Genomic DNA, 23,035 nt, shown 5'->3' with positions numbered 1-23,035 from the left:
GAGGTCAGGGACTCCGCACGGGGTGTCCGGTCCGGTGGGAGGCGTCCTGCCTCCGCGTGCGCTCAGGCGGCGTGGATCACGGCCTGGCACGGGGACCCCGTGCGGCCGTGAAGTAGCAGGCGGGCCGTGGCCGGCGCTGTCGTCGCGAGGCGGAGGGACATGCCCCCGACCCTAGCACCGAGGTGGGCCGGGCCACAGGAGGCCGTCCCCGTGTGACGCACGACGACGGCGGCCCGCTCCGGCGCGTGCGCGCCCGGGCCGGGGCCTCCGGCTCAGAAGCCGAGTCGGCCGAGCTGTTTGGGGTCGCGCTGCCACTCCTTGGCGACCTTGACCCGCAGGTCCAGGTGCACCTTGGTGCCGAGCATGCGCTCGATGCCCGCCCGCGCCTGCGCGCCGATCTCACGCAGCCGGGAGCCGCCCTTGCCGATGATGATGCCCTTCTGGCTGTCCCGCTCGACGAAGACGTTCGCCCACACGTCCATGAGGGGCCGATCCGCGGGGCGGTCCTCGCGCAGGGACATCTCCTCGACCACCACGGCCACCGAGTGCGGCAGCTCGTCGCGCACGCCCTCCAGGGCGGCCTCACGGATGAGCTCGGCCACCATGACCGCCTCCGGCTCGTCCGTGAGCTCGCCGTCGGGATAGAGGGGCGGCCCGGCCGGCAGCAGGCCCGCGAAGACGCCCAGGACGTCGTCGACCTGGCGGCCGGCCACCGCCGAGACCGGCACGACGGCCGCGAAGCCCTCCCCGCCGTTCTCCGGCCCGAGGACCTCGTCGCCCAGCGCGGTCACGGCCACGAGCTGCGCCATGAGCTGCTCCGGGCCCACCTTGTCCGTCTTCGTCACCACGGCGACCACCGGGGTGCGGTGCAGGTAGGAGAGCTGCTGGGCGATGAACCGGTCGCCGGGGCCGATCGCCTCGTCGGCCGGCAGGCACATGCCCACGGCGTCGACCTCGTTGAGCGTCTCCGCCACGAGGTCGTTGAGGCGCTCGCCGAGCAGGGTGCGGGGCCGGTGCAGGCCCGGGGTGTCCACGAGCACGAGCTGGAAGTCCTCGCGGTGGACGATTCCGCGGATGGTGTGGCGCGTGGTCTGCGGCTTGGAGGAGGTGATCGCCACCTTCTCCCCCACCAGCGCGTTGGTGAGCGTGGACTTGCCGGCGTTCGGCCGGCCCACGAGCGAGACGAAGCCGGAACGGAAGCCGTCCGCGGCGCGGGCCGGATCGACGAGATCGGTCATGGGGTCATCCTTGTCAGGCGGGGCGTGGGGTGGGGCGGCCGGCTCAGGCCACGGGGTCGGCGGGCGTGGCGCCGTGGGCCTGCTCCTCGCGCCGGCGCAGCCGCACCGGACGGTCGGGGGTCTCGGAGACGCGCAGGCGCGCGACCCGGTTGCGGCGGGGCTCGAGGGTGTCCGCGACGAGCTCGATGCCCTGGACCACGACGCGCGAGCCCTGGATCGGGACGCGGCCGAGCTCCTTGGCCAGGAGGCCGCCGACCGTGTCGACGTCGTCGTCCTCGTCTTCCTCCGGCAGCTCGAACTCCTCCCGGAAGTCGTGGATGCCCATGCGCGCGTCGACGGAGTAGACGCCGGGCGCGACGAACTCCACCTCGGGGCGGTCCGGGCGGTCGTCCTCGTCGTAGATCTCGCCGACGATCTCCTCGATGAGGTCCTCGAGGGTCACGAGCCCCGCCGTGCCGCCGTACTCGTCCACCACCACGGCCACGTGGGTGGACTCGCGCTGCAGCTCCTGCAGGAGGGTGGCCACGGACTTCGACTCGGGGACGAAGCGGACGTCGCGCATGACCTCGGTGACGGGGGTGTCGGTCGCAGCGCCGTCGTGGTGCAGGGCGCGGGTGACGTCCTTGAGGTGCAGCATGCCCCGGATGTCGTCGGCGTCGTCGCCGATCACCGGGATGCGGGAGTTGCCGGAGCGCAGGAACAGGGCCATGGCCTGGCCGAGCGTGTGGTCGGCGTCGATGGTGACGACGTCGGTGCGCGGCACCATGACGGAGCGGACGATGGTGTCGTTCATGGAGAACACCGACTGGATCAGCTCCGCCTCGGAGTCCGCGAGCACGTCCGCGTCGTGGGCGCGGGCGACGAACTCACGCAGGTGGCGCTCCTGGAAGTCGTCCTCATCCTCCGGCTCGACCTCGCGACGGCGCCGGTCCCGGTCCAGTCGGGCGGCGAGCGGGCCCAGGGCCCGGCGGAGCACCCACACGAGCCCGCCCAGGCGGCGGGCGACGGCGGCCTCGTTGCGGGAGCCGATCGGCCGCGGGCTCCAGACGCCCAGCAGGGCGGCCACGCCCACGAGCACGACCGCGGCGATCGCCACGGCGAGCCACGTGTCGTCCACCACCGCGTCGGCGGCCGCGGTCAGGCAGACGGCGGACAGGGCCTCGGCCACGAAGCGCCAGACCCGCAGGGCCCCGAGGTGGCTCTCCCGCTCGCGGGCGATCTCCAGGACCTTGGAGCCGGGCTGCTCGCGGACGATGTCCTCCGCATCCCGCCGGGAGAGGTAGGAGAACGCGGACTCGGCCAGGGACAGCGTCCAGGTCAGGCCGAGGAAGACCAGGAAGAGGGCGAAGAGGACGGCGGGTGTCAGCATGGGCGGTGCCCTCAATCCTCGACGGTGGGGGCCGGGGCGGGCCGGCCGAGGACCTCGGAGACGAGCCGATCCTGGAGCGCGAACATCTCCTCGCGCTCGGCGTCCTCGACGTGGTCGTACCCGAGCAGGTGGAGCATGCCGTGGGTGAGCAGCAGGAGCAGCTCGTCGTCACGGGAGTGCCCGCCGCGCGCCGCCTGCTCGGCGGCGACCTCGGGGCAGAGCACGACGTCGCCGAGCACGCCCTCGGCCGGCGCCTCGGGCGAGCCGGGGGTCAGCTCGTCCATGGGCAGGCTCATCACGTCGGTGGGCCCGGGCAGGTCCATCCACTCCTCGTGCAGCTCGGCCATGCGTGCGGCGTCCACGACGGTCACGGCCGTCTCGGCGCGCTCGTGGACGTGCAGGCGCGCGTACACGTGCCGGGCCATGCGCAGCAGCGCGTCCTCGGGGACCTCGATCCCCGACTCGTTCAGGATCTCAACGGCCACGGCGGGCCCCTCCTCGCTTCTGGGAGCGCTCCGCGGGGCCGCGGGCGGCGTCGTAGGCGTCCACGATGGCGCTCACCAGCGAGTGCCGGACCACGTCCGAGGAGTCGAAGCGGACCATCTCCAGTCCCTCGATCCCCTCGAGCACCTCGACGGCCTGGGCCAGGCCGGACTGGGTGCCGCGCGGCAGGTCCACCTGCGAGGTGTCGCCCGTGACGACCATGCGCGCACCGAAGCCGAGGCGGGTCAGGAACATCTTCATCTGCTCGCCGGTCGTGTTCTGGGCCTCGTCGAGGATCACGAACGCGTCGTTCAGGGTGCGGCCGCGCATGTACGCCAGCGGGGCGACCTCGATGGTCCCGGCCTCCATCAGCCGCGGGATCGACTCGGGCTCGATCATGTCGTGCAGCGCGTCGTACAGGGGGCGCAGGTACGGGTCGATCTTCTCGGAGAGCCCGCCGGGCAGGAACCCGAGCCGCTCGCCGGCCTCGACGGCCGGACGGGTGAGGATGATGCGGTTGACCTCCTTGGCCTGCAGCGCCTGCACCGCCTTGGCCATCGCCAGGTAGGTCTTGCCGGTGCCGGCCGGGCCGATGCCGAAGACGACGGTGGAGCGGTCGATCGCCTCCACGTAGTCCTGCTGGTGCAGGGTCTTCGCGCGGATGCGGCGGCCCCGGCCCGAGAGGATCGAGTCCAGGTGCAGCTGACCCGCGCCGCGCCCGGTGGCGGCATCGCGGACGTGGTGGACCACCTGGCCCATCACCTCGGGGGTGACGGCCTGGTCGCGGCGGGCGATCGAGCGCAGGTCCTCGACGACGCGCCGCACCGAGGCCACGTCGGCCACCGGCCCGGCCAGGTCCAGTCGCTGGTCGCGGACCGTGACGTCCACGGTGGGGAACACGCCGCCGAGGATCCGCAGCAGGGCGTCCTGCGGTCCGAGCGTGCGGACCATGAGGTCGGCGGTCTCGAACGCGACCCCCTCGTGCGCGGTGGCGGGCGGGGTCGGGGTCGTGGGGGGCACGGTCACGATGGGGCGGATCACCTCGGGGTCGTGGGGGCGGGACGTCCCGTCCAGTCTAGGCGTCGGCGCGTCGTCCTGCCGGGGCTCACCAGCGGCCGAGCCGGTGCTGGAGCACGGCGAGGGCGGCGGGGCCGGCCGTGGAGGCGCGCAGCACGTGCGGGCCGAGCCGCACCGGCACGGCCCCCGCGGCCACGCAGGCCTCGAGCTCGGCCGGGCCGATCCCGCCCTCGGGACCCACGACGACGGCGATCTCGGCGGCCGCGGAGAGTCGCTCCGCGGGCACCGCGGACACCCCGTGCTCCGCGTCCTCGTGCAGCACGAGGACGAGCCGGCCGCCGTCGTCGTCCCGGGCCAGCCCGGCGACCGCCGTCCCGGAGACGTGGTCTCGGACCGCGGGCACCCGGGCGCGACGCGCCTGCTTGGCGGCCGCGCGGGCCGTGTCCGCCCACTTCTGGCGGGCCTTGGCGGCCTTGGGGCCCTTCCAGCGGACGATCGAGCGCTCCGCCTCCCAGGGCACCACGGCGTCCACGCCGAGCTCGACGGCGGCCTGGACCGCCATGAGGTCCCGGTCGCCCTTGGCGAGGGCCTGGACGAGCACGAGCGCCGGGGTGGGCGCCGGCTCCTCCGCCACCGCGTCCAGCCGCACGGACACCGCGTCCGGGGCGGCCGCGAGCACGGTGCCGTGGCCGAGCGTGCCCGACCCGTCGGCCAGGAGCACGGCCTCCCCGAGGGCCAGGCGCATGGCCGCGGCGGCGTGTCGGGCCTCGGGGCCGCCGAAGACGACCTCCGCGCCGGCGCTCGCGCCGGCCAGGGCGCCCGGCTCGAGGTGGAACAGGGGGCGGTCACAGATTCCTCAGGTTCTCCCGCAGCCGAGCGAACATGCCCTTGGCCTGGGGTGCGCCGTGCACGACCTCCTCGCCGCGCACCTCGGCCAGGCGCTCCAGGAGCTGGCGCTGCTCTTCGTCCAGGTCGGTGGGCGTGGTGACCACCACGTCCACCTTGAGGTCGCCTCGGCCCTGCCCGCGCAGGCGGCCGACGCCCAGGCCGTGGAGGACCTCGACGTGGCCGGACTGCACGCCCGGGTCCAGGCTGACGGACTGCGTGCCGTCCAGGGTGTCCAGCGTGACGGTGGTGCCCAGGGCCGCGGCGGCCATGGGGACGGTCACGGTGGTGGCCAGGTGGTCGCCCTCGCGGCGGAAGGTCTCGTCCGGGCGGACCGCGATCTCCACGTAGAGGTCCCCGTTCGGGCCGCCGCCCGGGCCGGCCTCGCCGCGGCCGGCGAGGTGGATGCGGGTGCCGTCGTCCACGCCCGCGGGGATGCGCAGGGTCAGCGGCGTCCGGGTGCGGACGCGGCCCTGCCCGTCGCACTCGTGGCAGGGCGTCGGGATGACGGTGCCGAACCCCTGGCAGGCGGGGCAGGCCTCGGTGGCCATGACGGTGCCCAGCAGCGACCGCACGGGGCGCTGGATCATGCCGTGGCCGTGGCAGGTCTGGCAGGTCTCCGGCTGGGTGCCGGGCTCGCAGCACGAGCCCTCACACCGATCGCAGCGCACGGCCGTGTCCAACTCGATCGTCTGCTCGCCGCCGAAGACGGCGTCGCGCAGGTCGATCCGCGCGGTCACGAGGGCGTCCTGGCCGCGGCGGGCGCGGCTGGCGGGGCCGCCGCGGCCGCCCTGGCCGGCGGCGTTCATGAAGGTCTCGAAGATGTCGGCGAAGCCCCCGAAGCCGCCCGCCCCGCCGAAGCCGCCCGGGAAGCCGGCCTGGCCGTTCTCATTGCCCGTCGTGTCGTAGGCCCGGCGCCGGCCCTCGTCCGAGAGCACCTCGTAGGCGTGGGAGATGCGCTTGAACTGCTCGGCCGCCTCCGGGTCGGGGTTGACGTCCGGGTGATGGGTGCGCGCGAGCTTGCGGTAGGCGCGGCGGATCTCCTCGGTGCTGGCGTCACGGCTGACGCCGAGCGTCTCGTAGTGGTCGGTCACGGTGGGGATTCCTCTCGGGGAGAGCGGGACGTGGGGCGATGCGGGACGGGGCCCGCCAGGACGCGCGGAGGCGCGTCAGGTGGTCAGGATGCGGGAGAGATAGCGGGCGATCGCCCGGACGGCGGCCATGGTGCCCGGATAGTCCATCCGGGTCGGACCGATGACACCGACCTTCGCCACGGCGCCGGGGCCGTAGGCGGCTGCGACCACCGAGGTGTCCGCGAGCGATCCGACGTTCTCGGACCCGATCCGCACGGACACCCCGTGGGCGTCCTGCTCCATCTCCGTGAGCAGGCGCAGCAGCACCACCTGCTCCTCGAGCGCCTCCAGGATCGGCCCGATGGACGCGCCGAAGTCCCCCGGGGAGCGGGCCAGGTTGGCGGTGCCGGCCAGGACGATGCGGTCCTGCCGACCGGCCTCGAGCAGGTCGTGGACGGCCGCGGCCACGAGGGCGGCGGACTGCTGGTGCTCCGGGCGGACCCGGGTGACGACGTCGTCCACCACGGTGGCCGCCTGCACCGGACCGAGCCCCAGCAGGGCGTCCAGCAGGAGGCCGCGGAGCACGGACAGCTCCGCCTCCTCGACCGGACGGTCCAGCACGGCGTGCCGCTGGTCCACCCGTCCCGTGGACAGGATGAGGACCACGAGCACGCGCGTGGGTGTGAGGGAGACCAGTTCGAGGTGGCGGATCGTGGAGCCGTCCTCGTGGGGGAACTGCGCGACGGCGACCTGCTGGGTCAGCTGGGCCAGGAGGCGCACCGTGGACTCCATCATGTGCTCGGTGTCCGTCTCCGGGTCCAGCAGGGTCCGCACGGCCCGGCGCTCGGCGGGGGACAGCGGCTTCACCTCGGAGAGGCGGTCGACGAACACGCGGTAGCCCTTGTCCGTGGGGACGCGCCCGGCGGAGGTGTGCGGGGCCACGATGAGGCCCTCCTCCTCGAGCGCAGCCATGTCGTTGCGCACGGTCGCGGAGGACACGCCCAGGGCGTGCCGTTCCACGAGCGCCTTGGAGCCCACGGGCTCGCGCAGCGCCACGTAGTCCTCCACGATCGCCTGGAGCACCTGCAGGCGGCGGGGCTGCTCCGACATCTCGGTCCTCCTCTGGTCCGTCGGGATCCGGGGCGACCCCGGAGGTGCCCCTGGCTGGCACTCCGGCGGGTCAAGTGCCAATGCTACCGTCCGACCCGGGGGACGACCCGACCGGCCCGCACGGCTTCGCTCACGGTGATCGCCCGCCCCCGTTGCTACCGTGCTCTCCCATGGACTGGAGCAGCTGGGGCCCCGCGGGCCACGACGACCTGACGCGCCGCCCCGCCCGGACCGTCCCCGATGTGCCCGCCACCCCCGGCACGGTGGTCGAGGACGTGGCCTCCGGGTTCACCGGGGCCGTGATCGGCATCGAGCGCTCCGGCGGCGTGCACGTGGTGGTCCTGGAGGACCGCCGCGGCGTGCGCCGCGGCTTCCCCCTCGGCGGCGGCTTCTGGATCGACGGCGAGCCCGTGACCCTGGTCCCCCCGACCGCCGCGGCCCCGGCGGCGCCGGCCCGCACCGCCTCCGGCTCGCGACGGGTCGAGGGGGCGCGGGCCCGCACCGCCCGCGCCTCTCGCATCTGGGTGGAGGGCGTGCACGACGCCGAGCTGGTGGAGAAGGTGTGGGGCGAGGACCTGCGCCTCGAGGGCATCGTCGTGGAGCCCCTGCACGGCGTGGACGACCTCGCCGGGGCGATCCGTGCGTTCGCCCCCGGTCCGCGGCGCCGGCTCGGGATCCTCGTGGACCATCTCGTCACCGGGTCCAAGGAGGAGCGCCTCGCGGCCGAGGCCATGCGCGTGCCGGGGGCCGCGGGCAACGTGCTCATCCTCGGTCACCCCTACGTGGACGTCTGGCAGGTCATCAAGCCCTCCGTCCTCGGCATCCCCGCGTGGCCCGTCGTGCCGAAGGGGCAGGACTGGAAGACGGGGATCCTGCGGGGACTGGGCTGGCCGCACGGGAGCAAGGAGGCCACGGGGCTGGGGTGGAAGCGGCTGCTCTCCCACGTCACCACGTACGCGGACCTCGAGCCGTCCCTGCTGGGCCGCGTGGAGGAGCTCATCGACTTCCTCACCGCCGCACCCGAGCACTGATCTCGGCGCGGCCCCCGCCCGCCCGCGCTATGCTGGCCCATGCCCTGCGCCCGGTCCCCGGCGCGCGGGTCCCGCGATCCAGGAGGAGCCCCTCGTGAACACCCGCGCGCAGCCCGACGCCGGCCGCACCGGCCACGGCCCGCCCGCCTGGCTCGTCTCGGCCGGCGGCCGCGGCGCCCCGCTCACGGCGAAGCAGGACCGTGACCGCGCGGCGCTGGCCCACCTCAGTCTGGCGTTCGGCGTGCTCGGCCCGCTGGTCGTGTGGCTGCTCTACCGCGACCGCGGCCCGTTCACCTCGCAGGAGTCGCGCGAGGCCCTGAACTTCTCCGGGCCGCCCACGCTCATCACGCTCCTGTTCTTCTTCCTGTCCCTGCTGCCGGTGGTCGGCCCGATCTTCGCGATCCTCGGCGCGCTCACGTGGGCCGCCATGGCGGTCTACGGCGTGATGGGCGCCTCGCACGTGTCCAAGGGCCGTCCGTTCCGGTACCCGTTCAACCTGCGCATCCTGCGCTGACTTGGGGCCGGCCGGTCAGAAGCCGGCCAGCGCCCGGACGATCGCGTCGTTGCGCAGCCGCCCCTCGAGCGTCGGGATGATGCGGCCGTCCACGGCGGCGAGCCCGTCCAGCAGGCCCGCGGCGATGAGTTCGGCGATCGCCCCGCGGATCCGCGCGGCCTCCCCCGGCGTCTCCGAGACGAGCTCCGCGGTCCGGAGCCCGTCCACCGTGCGCACCGCGAGCATGATGCGCTCGAGTCGCCGCGCGTCGGCGTCGGGCCGCTCGCGGCCCACGGCGGGGGTGACCCCCGTGGCCAGCCGCTGCGCGTAGGCGGCGGGGTGCTTGGCGTTCCAGAACCGGACGCCGGCGAGGTGCGAGTGCGCTCCCGGGCCGATCCCCCACCAGTCCTGGTCCTCCCAGTACGCCACGTTGTGCCGCGCGCGGTGGACCCCGGACCCCCGCGGGTCCCGCGCCCAGTTGGACACCTCGTACCAGCGGTAGCCGGCGGCGCCGAGCAGCTCCTCGGCGAGCAGGTACTTGTCCGCCTGGTCGTCGGGGTCCACGTCCGCCACCTCGCCGCGGGCCACCTGGGCCCCGAGCTTGGTGCCCTCCTCCACGATCAGCGAGTACGCGCTCACGTGGTCCGGGGCCAGGGCGACGGCGGCCTCGAGCGTGGCCCGCCAGTCGGCGAGGGACTCCCCCGCGGTCCCGTAGATCAGGTCCAGGGACACCTCCAGGCCGGCCTCGCGGGCCGCGGCGACGGCGGCGGGGACGGACTCGGGCCGATGGGTGCGCTCGAGCGTGGCGAGCACGTGCGGCACCGCGGACTGCATGCCCAGGGAGAGGCGGGTGAAGCCGCCGGCCGCGAGCTGGCGGGCGTACTCCGGGGTGATCGTGTCTGGGTTGGCCTCGGTGGTCACCTCCGCGCCGGGCGCGATCCCGAACCGGTCCACCGCCGCCTGGAGGATGCGCACGAGGTCCGCGGCCGGCAGGAGCGTGGGCGTGCCGCCGCCGAAGAACACCGTGTGCAGCGGGCGGGCGGGCACGTCCGAGGACGCGAGCACGTCCGCGGCGAAGTCCAGCTCCGCGACCGCCGACTCCCAGTAGTCGCCGCGACCCGCGCCGGGGCCGAAGTCGACGGCCGTGTACGTGTTGAAGTCGCAGTAGCCGCAGCGCACCGTGCAGAACGGCACGTGGACGTACAGGCTGAAGGTGCGCGCCGCGCCGTCGCGGGCGGCCGCGCGCACCCGCCGCCCGACGTCGGCCGGCAGCCGGCCGTCGTCGGGGACGGGCTCGCCGAGGGGCAGGGCGGGCACTTACTTCTTCGCCGCCTGGTCGGCGCCGGCGCCGTCAGAGGACAGGGCGGCGATGAAGGCCTCCTGCGGGACCTCCACCCGGCCGACCATCTTCATGCGCTTCTTGCCCTCCTTCTGCTTCTCGAGCAGCTTGCGCTTGCGGGAGATGTCTCCGCCGTAGCACTTGGAGAGCACGTCCTTGCGGATCGCGCGGATGTTCTCGCGGGCGATGATGCGCGAGCCGATGGCGGCCTGGATCGGCACCTCGTACTGCTGGCGCGGGATCAGCTCCTTGAGCTTGCCCGTCATCATCACGCCGTACGCGTAGGCGTTGTCCCTGTGGGTGATCGAGGAGAACGCGTCCACCTGTTCGCCCTGGAGCAGGATGTCCACCTTGACGAGGTCGGCGACCTGGTCGCCGTCGGCCTTCCAGTCCAGCGAGGCGTACCCCTTGGTGCGGGACTTGAGCTGGTCGAAGAAGTCGAACACGATCTCGGCCAGCGGGATCCAGTAGCGGATCTCCACGCGTTCCTCGGAGAGGTAGTCCATGCCCTTGAGATTGCCGCGCTTGGCCTGGCACAGCTCCATGACGGCGCCGATGAACTCGGCCGGCACGATGATCGTGGCCGAGGCCATGGGCTCGCGCACCTCGAGGATCTTGCCCTCGGGGAACTCGGAGGGGTTGGTCACGGTGACGACCTCACGGTCCTCCCGGGTGACCTCGTAGACCACGTTGGGCGCGGTGGAGATGAGGTCGAGGTCGAACTCGCGCTCGAGGCGCTCGCGCACGATCTCCAGATGCAGCAGACCGAGGAAGCCGACGCGGAAGCCGAAGCCCAGCGCGACCGAGGTCTCCGGCTCGTAGACGAGCGCGGCGTCGTTGAGCTTGAGCTTGTCCAGGGCGTCACGCAGCACGGGATAGTCCGAGCCGTCGATGGGGTACAGACCCGAGAACACCATGGGCTTGGGGTCCTCGTAGCCACCCAGGGACTGCTCCGCCGGGTGGGCGTGGTTGGTGACCGTGTCGCCCACCTTGGACTGACGCACGTCCTTCACGCCGGTGATGAGGTAGCCCACCTCGCCCGCGGCCAGGCCCTTGGTGGGCACGGGCTCCGGGGAGGAGACGCCGATCTCGAGGAGCTCGTAGGTGGTGCCCGTGGACATCATGCGGACCTTCTCCCGTGGGGAGAGCCGGCCGTCCACGACGCGCACGTACGTGACGACGCCCCGGTAGGTGTCGTACACGGAGTCGAAGATCATCGCGCGGGCCGGGGCGTCCGCGTCGCCCTCCGGGCCGGGGACGGCGCGGACCACGCGGTCCAGCAGCTCCTCCACGCCGACGCCCGTCTTGCCGGAGACGCGCAGCACGTCCTCGGGCTCGCAGCCGATCAGGGAGGCCAGCTCGGCCGCGTAGCGGTCCGGATCCGCGGCGGGCAGGTCGATCTTGTTGAGCACGGGGATGATCTCCAGCTCGTGCTCCATGGCGAGGTAGAGGTTCGCCAGGGTCTGGGCCTCGATGCCCTGGGCGGCGTCCACCAGCAGGATCGCGCCCTCGCACGCGGCCAGCGAGCGGGAGACCTCATAGGTGAAGTCCACGTGCCCGGGGGTGTCGATCATGTTCAGGGCGTAGTCCACCCCGTCCACGGACCAGGGCATGCGCACGGCCTGGGACTTGATGGTGATGCCGCGCTCACGCTCGATGTCCATGCGGTCCAGATACTGGGCCTTCATGTCGCGGGGCTGCACGACGCCGGTGGCCTGCAGCATGCGGTCCGCCAGCGTGGACTTGCCGTGGTCGATGTGGGCGATGATGCAGAAGTTGCGGATCACCGAGGGGTCGGTGGCAGCGGGCACCGGGGGGTTCGACGCCAGGGGCGACACGGGCACTTCCTCTACGGGTGACGGGGACGGGGCTCTGACCGCCTAGTCTGTCATGTCCCGCCGCCGACCCGACCCGGACGCCGGGCCCGCGCGTCCACTAGATTCACGCCCATGGCCTTCGACCTGCATCGCGCCCTGTCCCTCGGCCGCCGGACGGCACGCCTGATCGGCACCCTCCGCGACGACGCCCGGCCGCGTCGAGCCGCCTCCGAGGCCGGTCGACGGGCCGGCGACCGGAGCGGCCCGTCACCCTTCCCGGGCCCGCCCGGGCCTCCCGGGCCCGCGTGGGACCCCACGGAGCCCACCGACTCGTGGCCGATGCCCGGGCCCGGGCAGGAGCGCCGGCCCCGGCGACAGGACACCGGCCGCCACGCGTCCCTGCCGGACTTCACCGGGACCGTCCGCGTCGAGTACGCGCCCGTGCCCGGGCCGACGGCCGGGCCGGGAGAGGTCGTGTGGACCTGGGTGCCGTACGAGGAGATGGACGGCCGGGGCAAGGACCGCCCCGTGCTCCTGATCGGCCGGGACGGGGCGCACCTGCTCGGGCTCATGCTGACCAGCCGGGACCGGAACAACGCCCTGGCCCGGGACGAGGACTACGTGGACGTGGGCGCGGGCGCCTGGGACCGGTCCGGCCGCGCCTCGGAGGCGAAGCTGGACCGGGTGGTCCGCGTGGATCCGGCCGCGGTGCGCCGGGAGGGCGGCGTCCTGGACCGGGCGGCCTTCGACCGGGTCACGGCCGCGCTGGCCCGCGCCCGGAGGCGGGGGCGCTGAGTCCGCCGCGCGGATCGCAGGGTCTGGGTGGTAGGATCGTCCGCATTGTGTCCGCCGGTCGACGGGCACCCCCGGAACGGGTCATCATCGGTGTTCCCCACGCCGCTCAGTCCACGGATCCGGGCACCCTCCACGACCCCCTGTTCATGCGGCGCCCGGACCCTCGTCCGCGCCGCCGACGACGAAGGACCCGATTTGGCTAACATCAAGTCCCAGAAGAAGCGCATCCTCACCAACGAGAAGGCGCGCCAGCGCAACGTCGCGGTGAAGTCCGAGCTGAGGACCGCCATCCGCGCCGTGGACAAGGCCGTCGCCGCCGGCGAGGCCGAGGCCGCCGCCGCCGCGCTGCGCACCGCCTCCCGGAAGCTGGACAAGGCCGCCTCGAAGGGCGTCATCCACAAGAACCAGGCCGCGAACCGCAAGTCCGGCATCGCCGCTCGCGTGAAGGCCCTCCTCGGCTGATCCACGCCCCCGGCTGTGACCGCGGCCCCCGCCCCGAGCGATCGGTGCGGGGGCCGCGTCGTGTCCGGGCAGCCCCCGTCGCGTGCCGTCCGGCGGCGCCGTCAGCGGCTGACGGCGGTGGCCACGCGGATGACCGCGCGCTCGACGGCGAACTCCGGGTTGCGGGAGGCGCCCTTGGCCTCGGCGTCGGCCTGGGCGATCCACTCCACGGCCTGCGCGATGCCGGCCGCCGTCCAGTGCCGCGCCGCCTGCTGGATGTAGCGCACCTGGAACGGGGCCACCCCGAGCAGGGACGGCAGCTCGGCGGCGGGCCGGCGGGCGTCGATCATCCGTGCCACCTGCCGCGCCTTGAGCGCGAGCGCCGCGGTGATCATCACCGGGTGCACGCCGGTGGCCATCGCGTGCCGCACGAGGGACACGGCCCTCGCCGCCTGCCCCTCGAGCGCCGCGTCGGCCACCGCGAAGCTCGTGGCCTCCACGCGGCCGCTGTAGTAGGTGTCCACGGTCTCGACGGTGACGACGCCCTCGGTGTCGTCGACGAGCTGGGCGCACGCGGCCGCGAGCTCCGTGAGCGAGGCGCCGGTGGCGCGGATGAGCGCGCGGGCCGCCTCCTCGTCGATGCGCCGACGCCGGTCGCGGAACTCGGCCTGCACGAAGGCCAGCCGCTCCTCGTCCTTCTTCAGCGGCACGCACTCGACCACCGTGCCGGCCTGGGCGACGGCGTCCAGCAGCTTCTTGCCGCGGTTGCCGCCGGTGTGGCGCAGCACGAGCGTGACGTCGTCCGCGCCGGGGCCCTGCTGGACGAGGCGCAGGGCGTCCTCGAGGAACGCGTCGTTCATGGCCTCGAGGCCCTCGACCGTGATGAGGGTGGGCTCGGCGAAGAGGGACGGGCTGGCCGCGGTGGCCAGCTGGCCGGGCTGGTACTCCCCGCGCGGAGCCGGTGGATCTCCAGCTGGCCGTGGCGCTCGCGCAGAGCCTGGGTCACGCGGTCCGTCACCCAGCGGGCGGCATGGTCCTCGGGTCCCTTGAGGAGCATGAGCGGGGCGGGCTCGGCTCGCCGCCAGGCCAGCGGGTCGGTGCGGCCGGCTCGGCCGGAACGGGGGCTGCGGGCGGCGGACATGCGTCCCATCCTAGGGTCCGGTGCGGACGCTCGAGGGCGGGCGGACGGTGTGAGCCGTGATCTCGGGCGCGCCGTCGGGGTCGGGGCCGTCCGCGGCCGTGAGGGCCAGCGTGCCGTGCAGGTCGGTGCGGGCCACCGGCCCGAGGCGGCCGAGCGCGTCCACCGTGGCCCGGTGGGGGTGTCCGTACGGGTTGTCGGCGCCCACGGAGACCATGTGCAGGCGGGCGCCGACCGCGCGCGGCACGGCCGTCCCACCGTTGCGGGCCCCGTGGTGGGCGACCTTGAGCACGTCCACGCGCGGCGGAGCGGCGGCATCGGACCGGTGCCCCGCGACCCATGCCGCGGAGGCGTCCTCCTCCATGTCGCCGGTGATCAGCGTCGTGACCGGACCGGCCTCGCTCTCGACGGTGACCAGCACCTGGGCGGAGGCGTCGTTCTCCTCGGGGGCCCGCGCGTCGGCGAGCAGCACGTGCCACCGCACCGGCCCGGCCGTGCCCGTCGCGCCGGTGCGGAGCCGTGCCGCGTCGGCGGGCCGGTCGACGCCGTCCGCCTCGCCGCCGCGCCCTCCCCTGCCCTGCGCCGGCGCGTCCCGGGTCGCGTAGTGCACCGCCCCGCGGGAGGCGCGGTCGACCACGCCGGGCAGTCCCCCGGTGTGGTCGGCGTGCAGGTGAGTGAGCAGCACGGCGTCCACCCGGTCGACGTCGAGGTCGTCGAGGCAGCGACGAGCGAGCCCAGGCTCGGGCCCGACATCGACGACGACCCCCGCGCGCGGGCCGGACCGGAACACGGCCATGTCTCCCTGGCCGACGTCGCAGAACGCCACCGCCCAGTCCGGCGGGGCCGCGCCCGAGGCCCGCGGCACGAGGACCGCCCCGACCGCACCCGTGGTGGCCGCGGCCAGCGCGGCGGCGAGCACGACCAGGGCGGGGAGGCGCTCGCGGGTCCGCGGCGCGCTGCGGCCGACACGCCGCACCGGGGCGGCCCGGCGTCGTTCGAGCAGGAGCACGGCGGCGAATCCGAGGAGCGTCGCGGCCACCAGCAGGACGCCCAGCCCGGCGCCGAGGGCTCCGGCCGGCCACGGACGCAGCGCCCCGGGCAGGGAGGCGCTGGTGTGGGCGACCCACCCGATCCAGGCCGCGGGCCACTGGATCACGGCGACGAGGGCGGCGGCGATCCCCGGCGCGGGCAGGGCGAGGGCCGCGGCGAGGGTGCCCAGGACGGTCACGGGCGGCACGGCCGGGGCGGCCAGCAGATTGGCCGGCACCGCGTAGGCCGACACCTCACCGGTCATGGCCAGGATGATCGGCTGGCAGGCCAGGTGGGCGGCCACGGTCACCGCGAGCGACGCCGAGAGCCACCGCGCCACGACGTCGGGCAGCACCCGGCCGAGCCCGGCGTGCAGCGCACGGTCGAGGGGCGCGCCGCCCAGGACGATGCCCGCGGTCGCCGCCAGGGAGAGGTGGAAGGCCGGTTCCACGGCGAGGGCCGGCACCGCGACGAGCAGGGCCGTGCCGCCCACCGTCAGGAGTCCGAACGCCTGCCGCGCGCGGCCGAAGAACACCGCGAGGGCGCCGAGAGCGCCCATCACGGCCGCCCGGAGGACCGACGGCTCCGGCCCCACGACGACCACGAACACCCCGAGGACCGCCAGCCCGGCGCTGAGGACCACCGCCCGGTGCACCCGCGCGCTGCGCAGGGTGATCGCGACCGCGCCGAGGATCATGGCCACGTTGGCCCCGGACACGGCAGACAGGTGCGACAGGCCCGAGGCCTTCATGGCGTCGTCGAGGGCGGCCCCCTGGGCGGAGCGGTCGCCCAGCACCAGCCCCGGGATGAGCTCCGGCGCCGTGCCGACCGTGCCCTCCGCGGACTGACGGAACGCGGCGCGCAGCGCCTCCCGCCGCGGCGGGCCCGGGCCGCCGTCGGTGGCCCCGCCTGCCGGCTCCGCCCCGCCGGGGCAGGGTCCCGGCTGCGGGGCGGCCGCGGCGGCCAGGAACACGGTGGAGCCGGACCTCGACGGCCGGGCCACCACGCACACCCGCGATCCCGGCCCGCCGCCGGGGGCCGCCGTCCCGTCCAACGGCGCGGCGATCGTCGCGGGCGGTGCGCCCCCGCCCGTGAGTCGGGCCGTCACGGCCGCCTCGGGGGCCCGCGGCGGATGACCGAACGTCTCGACCCGCACGGGCACGCTCCAGCGTGGGCCGAAGGTCGCCTCGCTCCGGGTGGCGGGCCCGTCCAGGGTCAGCTCGAGCCGCAGCGGTGAGCCGGCGTGCACCGCGCCGGTCCAGCCGCTGGCGCTGGCCGCGGCGGCGGGCCCGGCCGAGTGCTGCAGCATCAGGGCCGCGGCCACGCCGGCCAGCGTCGTCGCGGTGGCCACGCCCCGTATCCGACCGGTCGAGCGGGCGGCGCCCAGGACAGTGGTCGCGGCGACGGCCAGCCCGGTGAGGGCCGCCGCCGAGCGGGCCGGGGCGTCCCAGGCGACGCCGAGGATCCCGAGGGTCAGGCAGACGAGCAGGGCGGGCACCCACCGGGCCTCGAGCGGGCCGGGCACCTCGCGGTGGCGGGCGCGGCGGTCCACGGGATCGCTGGGCGGGCCCGGGGCCGGGCTCACCACGAGACGTGGTCACGCAGCCGGTCGAGCGTGGCCGGGCCGATGCCGGGCACCGCGTCCAGGTCCTGCAGGCCGGTGAACGGGCCGACCGTCTCGCGGTGGGCGATGATCTTCTCCGCCGTGGCGGGGCCGACGCCGGGCAGGGTCTGCAGCTCCGTGGCGTCGGCGGTGTTCAGGTCCACGGTGTCGCCGGACTCGGCGCCGCCCGGCTCGCCTCCGCCACCGGCCCTGCCCGTGGTCGGCGTGGGCTGCGCCTGCGCGGCCCCGGCCACCCGGTCCAGGGCGTCCTGCGGTGTGCGGGCGGAGGGGACGAGGACCTGTTGGCCGTCGTCCAACGGGGCCGCGAGGTTGATGCGCTCCGCCCGGGCGTGCCGGGTCGGGCCGCCGGCGGCGCCCACGGCGTCGGCCACCCGGGAGCCCGGCGCGAGGCTGACCACTCCCGGCCGGGCGACCTCGCCCACCACGTGCACCCGCAGCGGGCCGGACCCGGCGGGGCCGGACGCCTCCCCCGACGGCCCCGCCTCGGACGTCCGCGCGTCGGTGCCCGCCGCCGACGGGGCGGTGGAGGGCGCGTCGGTCTGCGGGATGCCTGCACCGGCCGCGGCCGCCGGGATGGCCGCGGGCGGCGCCGGGGTGGTCAGCCAGGCCACCGCCCACCAGGCCGTGGCGGCGACGAGCAGCACGGTGACGGCCAGCAGGGCCGGCCGCCACCGCAGCACCGGGCCCCGAGGTGGGGTGCGCTCCCACCGGGACGCGGCGTGCGGGCCGGCTGTGTCGACGTCGGGGGCGGCCGCGGGCGCGGGGTCCGGGGCGAAGGCGGGCGGATCGTCGCAGAGGCGGTGGCTGGGGCTCATGCGGGCAGTCTGCGGCCCCGTCGCCGAGTCGGGCGCGTCCCGCACCCGACCTGGGGATGACCTCCGCGGTCCAGGGTGGTGTGCAGGAACGGACGCGCCCGTCTCCTCGGCGCTCCCGCACGGGCGGCCTCAGTCCCCCGAGCCCCCCGTGGGCGATTCCAGCGGGCAGATCACCACACCCAGGGCGCCCAGGCCCAGGTGCGCGGCGAGCACGGCGGGCAGCTCGACGACGGGCACGGGGGTGGTGGAGACCGGCTGGAGCCGCTCCGCGAGCTGCACGGCCGTCTCGGGGTCGCCGTACTCGTGCACGGCGATCCGCACCGGGTCCTCGCCGGCCCGCTCGGTCGCGAGCTCCACGAGCCGGTCGACGGCCCGGGCCGCGGACCGCGGGCGGTCGACCAGGCCGATCGCGCCGTCGTCGACGGCCATGACGGGGCGCACCTGCAGCAGCGTGCCCAGCAGCGAGGCCAGCCCGCTGATCCGCCCGCCCCGGCGCAGCTGCTCGAGGCTGGGCACCGTGAACAGCACGTGGCTGGAGTCCACGGTGGCCTCGAGCCGCTCGCGGATGCGGGCCACGGGCATGCCCACCCCCGCGTCCACGGCGGCGTCCACCACGGCCATGCCCAGCGCGAAGCCCACGGTGCGCGAGTCCACCACGGTCACCGGGCGCTCGGCCTCCGCGGCGGCCAGGCGCGCGGCCTCCACGGTGCCGGAGAGCTCGCCGGACAGGTGGACGGAGAGGATGCGTGCGTAGCCGGCGCGGGCCAGCTCGGCGTAGGCCGTCCGGAACGCGCCCGGCGAGGGCCGTGAGGTGCGCACCGGGGTGCCGGCGGCCAGGGCCAGCGGCAGCTCCAGCGCGAGCTCGTCCGTGCCCTCCGTGTGGATCTGCTCGCCCACCATGACGGGCAGCGCCACCTGGCGGATCCCCGCGGCCAGACCGTGTCCGAGGACGGCGCCGGGCAGGGCCGCGGCCGAGTCCGTGACGACGGCCGTGCGGTCCCGGCGGGGCGGGCGCAGCCCGTAGCGTGCCCGCCCGGCCAGCTGGGAGCGGCGGGAGCGCAGGCGGACGAGCGCATCGTCGCGCCACTGCTCGATGCTCGCCACGGCCTGCCTCCTCTCCCCCGGCCCGGTCGGGGACGGTCTCACGCGGTCAGCGGATCACCAGGTTCACGAGCTTGGGCTCGCGCACGATCACCTTGACGATCTCGGCGTCCCCGATGAAGTTCCGCACCTTCTGCGACGCGCGGGCGCGCGCCTCGAGATCCTCGGCGGTGATGTCCGCGGGCACCTCGAGGGTGTCGCGGACCTTGCCCTTGACCTGGACGACCGCCGTGACGGTGTCCTCGACCAGCAGCGCCTCGTCCACCGCGGGCCAGCCGGCGCGGACCACGGAGGGCTCGTGGCCGAGCAGCACCCACATGTCCTCGGCCGTGTACGGCGCCACGAGCGAGAGCAGCACGGCCACGGCCTCGGCGGCCTCGCGGACGGCGGGGTCGGCCGCGCCGGCGCCGGCGTCGATCTCCTTGCGGGCCGCGTTGACCAGCTCCATCGTCTTGGCGACGACCACGTTGAACTTGCCGTCGTCCAGCAGCTGCTGGGCCTCGTGCACGGTCCGGTGGGTCACCCGGCGCAGGGTCACGGCCCCGCCCGCCGGGTCCGTGCCGGCCGGGGCGCCCGTCGCGCGGACGTCGCGGGCCAGGCGCCACGCGCGGGCCAGGAACTTGCCGGCGGCGCCCGGGGCGACGTCGGCCCAGTCCACGTCGTCCTCGGGCGGCGAGGCGAACACCATGGTCAGGCGCACGGCGTCGACGCCGAACTCGTCCAGCTGGTCGCCCAGGTCCACGCCGTTGCCCAGCGACTTGGACATGGCCTTGCCGCCGTTGAGCACCTGGCCCTGGTTGAGCAGGGCGCGGAACGGCTCGGTGAAGGGCACCAGGCCGAGGTCGTGCAGGGCCTTGGTGAAGAAGCGGGCGTACAGCAGGTGCAGGATCGCGTGCTCCACGCCGCCCACGTACTGGTCCACGGGCAGCCAGCGGCGCAGGGCGTCGGGGTCGAAAACGCGGGCGTCGTCGTTCGGGGACGCGTAGCGGAGCATGTACCAGGACGAGTCCACGAACGTGTCCATGGTGTCGGTGTCCCGTCGCGCGGGGCCGCCGCACTGCGGGCAGTCCACCTCGACCCACGACGTCGCCGCGGCCAGGGGCGACTGGCCCTTGGGGGCGAGCTGCTCGCCCTTGAGGTCGGTCGGCAGGGTGACCGGCAGCTGGTCCTCCGGCACGAGCACCTCGCCGCAGTCCGGGCAGTGGACCACGGGGATCGGGGTGCCCCAGAAGCGCTGACGGGAGAGCAGCCAGTCGCGCAGGCGGTACGTGGTGGTGCCCCGGCCGGTGCCGCGCTCCTGCACGATCTCGATGGCCCGCGCGATGGCGGCGGTCTTGTCCAGGCCGTCGAGCTCCCCGGAGTTCACCAGGATGCCCTCGCCGGTCGTCGCGACGCCGGAGACCGCCGGGTCCTCCTCGCCGGTGTCCAGCACGGTGCGCACGGGCAGGCCCATGGCGCGGGCGAAGTCGAGGTCGCGCTGGTCGTGGGCCGGCACGGCCATGATGGCGCCCGTGCCGTAGTCGGCCAGCACGTAGTCCGAGGCCCAGATCGGCAGACGCTCACCGGTCAGCGGGTTCACCGCGTGGCGGCCCAGGAACACGCCGCTCTTGGGACGGTCCGTGGCCTGGCGGTCGATGTCCGAGACCTTCTTCAGGTCCTCGCGGTACGCCTCGAGTTCGGCCCGCACGTCGTCGCCGGCGAGCTCGGCGGCCAGCGGGGCGTCGGCGGCGACCACCATGAAGGTCGCGCCGTGCAGCGTGTCCGGCCGGGTGGTGAAGACCGTGACGACGGGGCCGTCCTCGACCTGGAAGTCGACGTGGGCGCCCTCGGAGCGGCCGATCCAGTTGCGCTGCATGGCGAGCACGCGCTCGGGCCAGTGGCCGGTGAGCTGGTCCATGTCGTCCAGCAGCGCGTCCGCGTACTCGGTGATGCGGAAGTACCACTGGTTCAGGGTCCGCTTGGTGACCTCGGTGCCGCAGCGCTCGCAGCGGCCGTCCACGACCTGCTCGTTGGCGAGCACCGTCTGGTCCTGGGGGCACCAGTTGACCGGGGAGTCCTTCCGGTACGCCAGGCCCTTGCGGTACAGCTGCTGGAACAGCCACTGGGTCCACCGGTAGTACTCGGGGTCCGAGGTGTGCAGCTCACGGGACCAGTCCACGGCGATGCCGTACCGCTGGAAGGAGCGCTTCTGCGTCTCGATGTTCGCGTAGGTCCACTCGGCCGGGTGGGCGTCGCGCTTGATGGCGGCGTTCTCGGCCGGCAGGCCGAAGGAGTCCCAGCCGATGGGGTGCAGCACGTCGAAGCCGCGCTGCATCCAGTGGCGCGCGACGACGTCGCCCATCGCGAACGCCTCGGCGTGCCCCATGTGCAGGTCGCCCGACGGGTACGGGAACATGTCGACCACGGTGCGGGTCTCGGAGCCGTCCTCGCGCGGGGCGAACGTCCCGGCCTGCTCCCAGTACCCGGCCCAGCGGGCCTCCACGTCACGGAACGAGTACTCCGCGTCGGCGGGGATGCTGGGGGTGGCCGGCACGGCGCTGTCGGGGGTCTGGCTCACGGCGGTTCGAGTCCTCACGCAGTCGGGATGGGGCGCCGGCCCTCGGGCGGCGCGGACGGGGCCGGCGGCACGGCCGGCCACCCCATCCTACGGCGACGGCGCCCCGGCCCGGCCGCAGGGCCGCTCCGAGACGCCGTGCCCGGCCGGGCACGCGGTTTCAGGCGGAGTGGCTGCCGCCTGCCGGACGCTCGGGCCCGGCGTCGGGACCGGGGCGCGCCCCTCCGGAGGTGAGCGCGTCGTCCTCCTCGAGCACCTGGGCGACCTCGTCCTCGAGGGCCTCCGTCACCGCGTCCGGGGCCGCCACGGAGTCCCCGACCGCCTCCTGCAGCTGCACTGCGTGCTGGGCCGTGAAGGTCTTCTCCGGATGCTCACGCAGGCGGAGCAGCGCGAGCAGGCGCAGACGCAGCCCCGACTCGGCGGAGATCTGCCGGCGGTGGGTGAGCCACCAGACGAGGAGCACGAGCGCGAGCACGATCCCCAGGTGGCCCAGCGCCGGGTAGACGACGTTCATCAGGTCGCCGAAGCCGACGAAGCTCACCGCGAAGGCCAGCAGCGTGACGCCGGCGAACACGGGCCGGTAGCGGCCCGGGCGGTCGGCCGTGAGGCGGCGTCCCAGCGCGTAGAACATGCCGATCGCGGTGTTGAAGATCATCAGGTAGATCACCACGACCATCGCCCAGCCCAGCCAGGGCGCGATCGAGGCGAACAGCCGCAGCATGGGGACGTCGGCGCGGCCGATCTCGGCGTAGCCGAGGTAGAGCAGCGTGGAGGCCATCAGGAGCAGGGCGGTGTACATCAGGCCACCGGTGAGGCCGCCGAGGAACGCCTCCCGGGGGTGGGTGATGGACCCGCCGATCACGAGGCACATGGACACGGCCATCACGACGACGAGGCCGAAGTAGTTGACCGAGGACAGCCACCACGGGTCCACCGGCGTGGTGGCCTGGACGGCGAGGGACTCGTGGGCGGTGAAGCCGCCGTCGCGGGTGACCAGGACGTGGACGAACCCGGCCACGACCGCGACGACCACCAGGGGCGTGATCAGGGAGATGATCGCGGAGACCTTCTCCACGTCCAGCATGCCCGTCACGAGCACGAGCAGGGTCATCAGGGTGGAGCCCGCCCACGTCGGCCAGCCGAACTGCTGGGCGAGCGTCGAGCCCGCCCCGGCGAGCATGACGACGCCGATCGCGAAGAGCGTCACCGTCACCACGACGTCCAGGATCCGGGCCATCACGGGGTGCGAGACGCTGCGGAAGACGACCTTGTGGTCGGCCGCGAGGAACACGCTGCCCAGCTGGAGGATGACGGCGCCGCCGGCGGTGACGAGCAGGCCGGCCAGTCCCGCGCCCACGACGCCGATCCAGCCGAAGCCCACGAAGTACTGGATGACTTCGGCGCCGGTGGCGAAGCCGGCGCCGACGAGCAGGCCGACGAAGGCGAGGGCGATCTTCAGGGATCTGAGCGCGACGGGGTGCTGCACGCATGGGCCTTTCGTGGGGGACGGGGTGCGCCCGTGCGGGCCCCGGGACCGAGGACGGGCCGGAGTACGGTAGGCACGCGCGCGCCATCGTGGCCAGGACCAGGCGTCGCCGGGTTCCGGGCAGCGTGGCCTCAGGCCCACCCCAAGGCCGCCCTCCCGCTGGCACGCCGCGGTCGCGATCAGGCCGAGCATCTCGG

18 protein-coding genes and 1 pseudogene are annotated in these 23,035 nt (G+C 74.8%); 4 read left to right on the top strand and 15 right to left on the bottom strand.

Annotation, left to right across the window (positions count from 1 at the left end; genetic code table 11):
• Window positions 1-272 precede the first annotated feature (272 nt).
• The 7 genes from era to hrcA form a co-directional block, all read right to left on the bottom strand.
• The gene (era, locus tag POD19_RS09120) at window positions 273-1,238 is read right to left on the bottom strand and encodes a GTPase Era (RefSeq protein WP_002854662.1); all 966 of its coding nucleotides are present in this window, start codon (window positions 1,236-1,238) and stop codon (window positions 273-275) included.
• Between the two features lie 43 nt (window positions 1,239-1,281).
• Window positions 1,282-2,607 carry a hemolysin family protein gene (locus tag POD19_RS09115; protein ID WP_136939985.1) on the bottom strand — a complete coding sequence of 442 codons (1,326 nt, stop codon included), beginning with the start codon at window positions 2,605-2,607 and terminating at the stop codon, window positions 1,282-1,284.
• An 11-nt stretch (window positions 2,608-2,618) separates the two neighbouring features.
• Complete coding sequence (gene ybeY, locus POD19_RS09110) at window positions 2,619-3,092, bottom strand: rRNA maturation RNase YbeY (RefSeq protein WP_144818820.1); 474 nt, start codon at window positions 3,090-3,092, stop codon at window positions 2,619-2,621.
• Window positions 3,082-4,119: a PhoH family protein gene (locus POD19_RS09105; RefSeq protein ID WP_230278170.1), complete on the bottom strand. Its 1,038-nt coding sequence runs from the start codon at window positions 4,117-4,119 to the stop codon at window positions 3,082-3,084. Before POD19_RS09105 ends, ybeY begins: the two co-directional genes overlap by 11 nt.
• Before the next feature lie 76 nt (window positions 4,120-4,195).
• Entirely contained in the window at window positions 4,196-4,960 is a 765-nt protein-coding gene (locus tag POD19_RS09100; RefSeq protein WP_340309511.1) for a 16S rRNA (uracil(1498)-N(3))-methyltransferase, read from the bottom strand.
• Complete coding sequence (gene dnaJ / locus POD19_RS09095) at window positions 4,953-6,086, bottom strand: molecular chaperone DnaJ (RefSeq protein WP_119217269.1); 1,134 nt, start codon at window positions 6,084-6,086, stop codon at window positions 4,953-4,955. Before dnaJ ends, POD19_RS09100 begins: the two co-directional genes overlap by 8 nt.
• 75 nt (window positions 6,087-6,161) lie before the next feature.
• Window positions 6,162-7,175, bottom strand: a complete 1,014-nt coding sequence (gene hrcA / locus POD19_RS09090; protein WP_119217268.1) for a heat-inducible transcriptional repressor HrcA — start codon at window positions 7,173-7,175, stop codon at window positions 6,162-6,164.
• 170 nt (window positions 7,176-7,345) lie between these two features.
• Here hrcA and POD19_RS09085 point away from each other — a divergent pair, with 170 nt between their 5' ends.
• The gene (locus POD19_RS09085; RefSeq protein ID WP_010078617.1) at window positions 7,346-8,206 is read left to right on the top strand and encodes a DUF3097 family protein; all 861 of its coding nucleotides are present in this window, start codon (window positions 7,346-7,348) and stop codon (window positions 8,204-8,206) included.
• Between the two features lie 94 nt (window positions 8,207-8,300).
• Window positions 8,301-8,720: a DUF4870 domain-containing protein gene (locus POD19_RS09080; protein WP_002854682.1), complete on the top strand. Its 420-nt coding sequence runs from the start codon at window positions 8,301-8,303 to the stop codon at window positions 8,718-8,720.
• Between the two features lie 15 nt (window positions 8,721-8,735).
• Here the strand turns inward: POD19_RS09080 and hemW are convergent, their stop codons facing one another.
• Together hemW and lepA are read right to left on the bottom strand one after the other, a co-directional pair.
• Window positions 8,736-10,016 carry a radical SAM family heme chaperone HemW gene (gene hemW / locus POD19_RS09075; protein WP_060973717.1) on the bottom strand — a complete coding sequence of 427 codons (1,281 nt, stop codon included), beginning with the start codon at window positions 10,014-10,016 and terminating at the stop codon, window positions 8,736-8,738.
• A complete protein-coding gene (gene lepA / locus POD19_RS09070) occupies window positions 10,017-11,876 on the bottom strand; it encodes a translation elongation factor 4 (protein ID WP_044659803.1) in 1,860 nt (619 codons plus the stop codon).
• 111 nt (window positions 11,877-11,987) lie between these two features.
• Between lepA and POD19_RS09065 the strand changes: the two genes are divergently transcribed.
• Window positions 11,988-12,650 carry a type II toxin-antitoxin system PemK/MazF family toxin gene (locus POD19_RS09065; protein ID WP_060973718.1) on the top strand — a complete coding sequence of 221 codons (663 nt, stop codon included), beginning with the start codon at window positions 11,988-11,990 and terminating at the stop codon, window positions 12,648-12,650.
• A gap of 195 nt (window positions 12,651-12,845) precedes the next feature.
• Window positions 12,846-13,112, top strand: coding sequence for a 30S ribosomal protein S20 (gene rpsT, locus POD19_RS09060; RefSeq protein WP_060973719.1), 267 nt, complete (start codon window positions 12,846-12,848; stop codon window positions 13,110-13,112).
• 101 nt (window positions 13,113-13,213) lie between these two features.
• On the opposite strand, the pseudogene holA reads toward rpsT, so the two are convergent.
• From holA to POD19_RS09025, 6 genes and pseudogenes are all read right to left on the bottom strand, one after another.
• A pseudogene (holA, locus tag POD19_RS09055) lies at window positions 13,214-14,232 on the bottom strand (DNA polymerase III subunit delta).
• A gap of 10 nt (window positions 14,233-14,242) precedes the next feature.
• Window positions 14,243-16,843: a ComEC/Rec2 family competence protein gene (locus POD19_RS09045; protein ID WP_223247540.1), complete on the bottom strand. Its 2,601-nt coding sequence runs from the start codon at window positions 16,841-16,843 to the stop codon at window positions 14,243-14,245.
• Window positions 16,840-17,697 (bottom strand): ComEA family DNA-binding protein, encoded by an 858-nt coding sequence (locus tag POD19_RS09040; RefSeq protein WP_036313756.1) that lies wholly within the window; start codon window positions 17,695-17,697, stop codon window positions 16,840-16,842. The genes POD19_RS09045 and POD19_RS09040 overlap by 4 nt, the downstream gene beginning before the upstream one ends.
• A gap of 129 nt (window positions 17,698-17,826) precedes the next feature.
• A complete protein-coding gene (locus POD19_RS09035; RefSeq protein ID WP_036313753.1) occupies window positions 17,827-18,801 on the bottom strand; it encodes a DegV family protein in 975 nt (324 codons plus the stop codon).
• 46 nt (window positions 18,802-18,847) lie between these two features.
• Complete coding sequence (gene leuS / locus POD19_RS09030) at window positions 18,848-21,355, bottom strand: leucine--tRNA ligase (RefSeq protein ID WP_144818816.1); 2,508 nt, start codon at window positions 21,353-21,355, stop codon at window positions 18,848-18,850.
• A gap of 157 nt (window positions 21,356-21,512) precedes the next feature.
• Window positions 21,513-22,838 (bottom strand): YkvI family membrane protein, encoded by a 1,326-nt coding sequence (locus POD19_RS09025; RefSeq protein ID WP_036336588.1) that lies wholly within the window; start codon window positions 22,836-22,838, stop codon window positions 21,513-21,515.
• Window positions 22,839-23,035: the final 197 nt, after the last annotated feature.

It is taken from the genome of Micrococcus sp. GPGPB33, assembly GCF_037853785.1.
Lineage (GTDB): Bacteria > Actinomycetota > Actinomycetes > Actinomycetales > Micrococcaceae > Micrococcus > Micrococcus luteus.
Note: the sequence above shows the minus strand (reverse complement) of the source record. Positions and strands in the feature narration are given on the sequence as shown.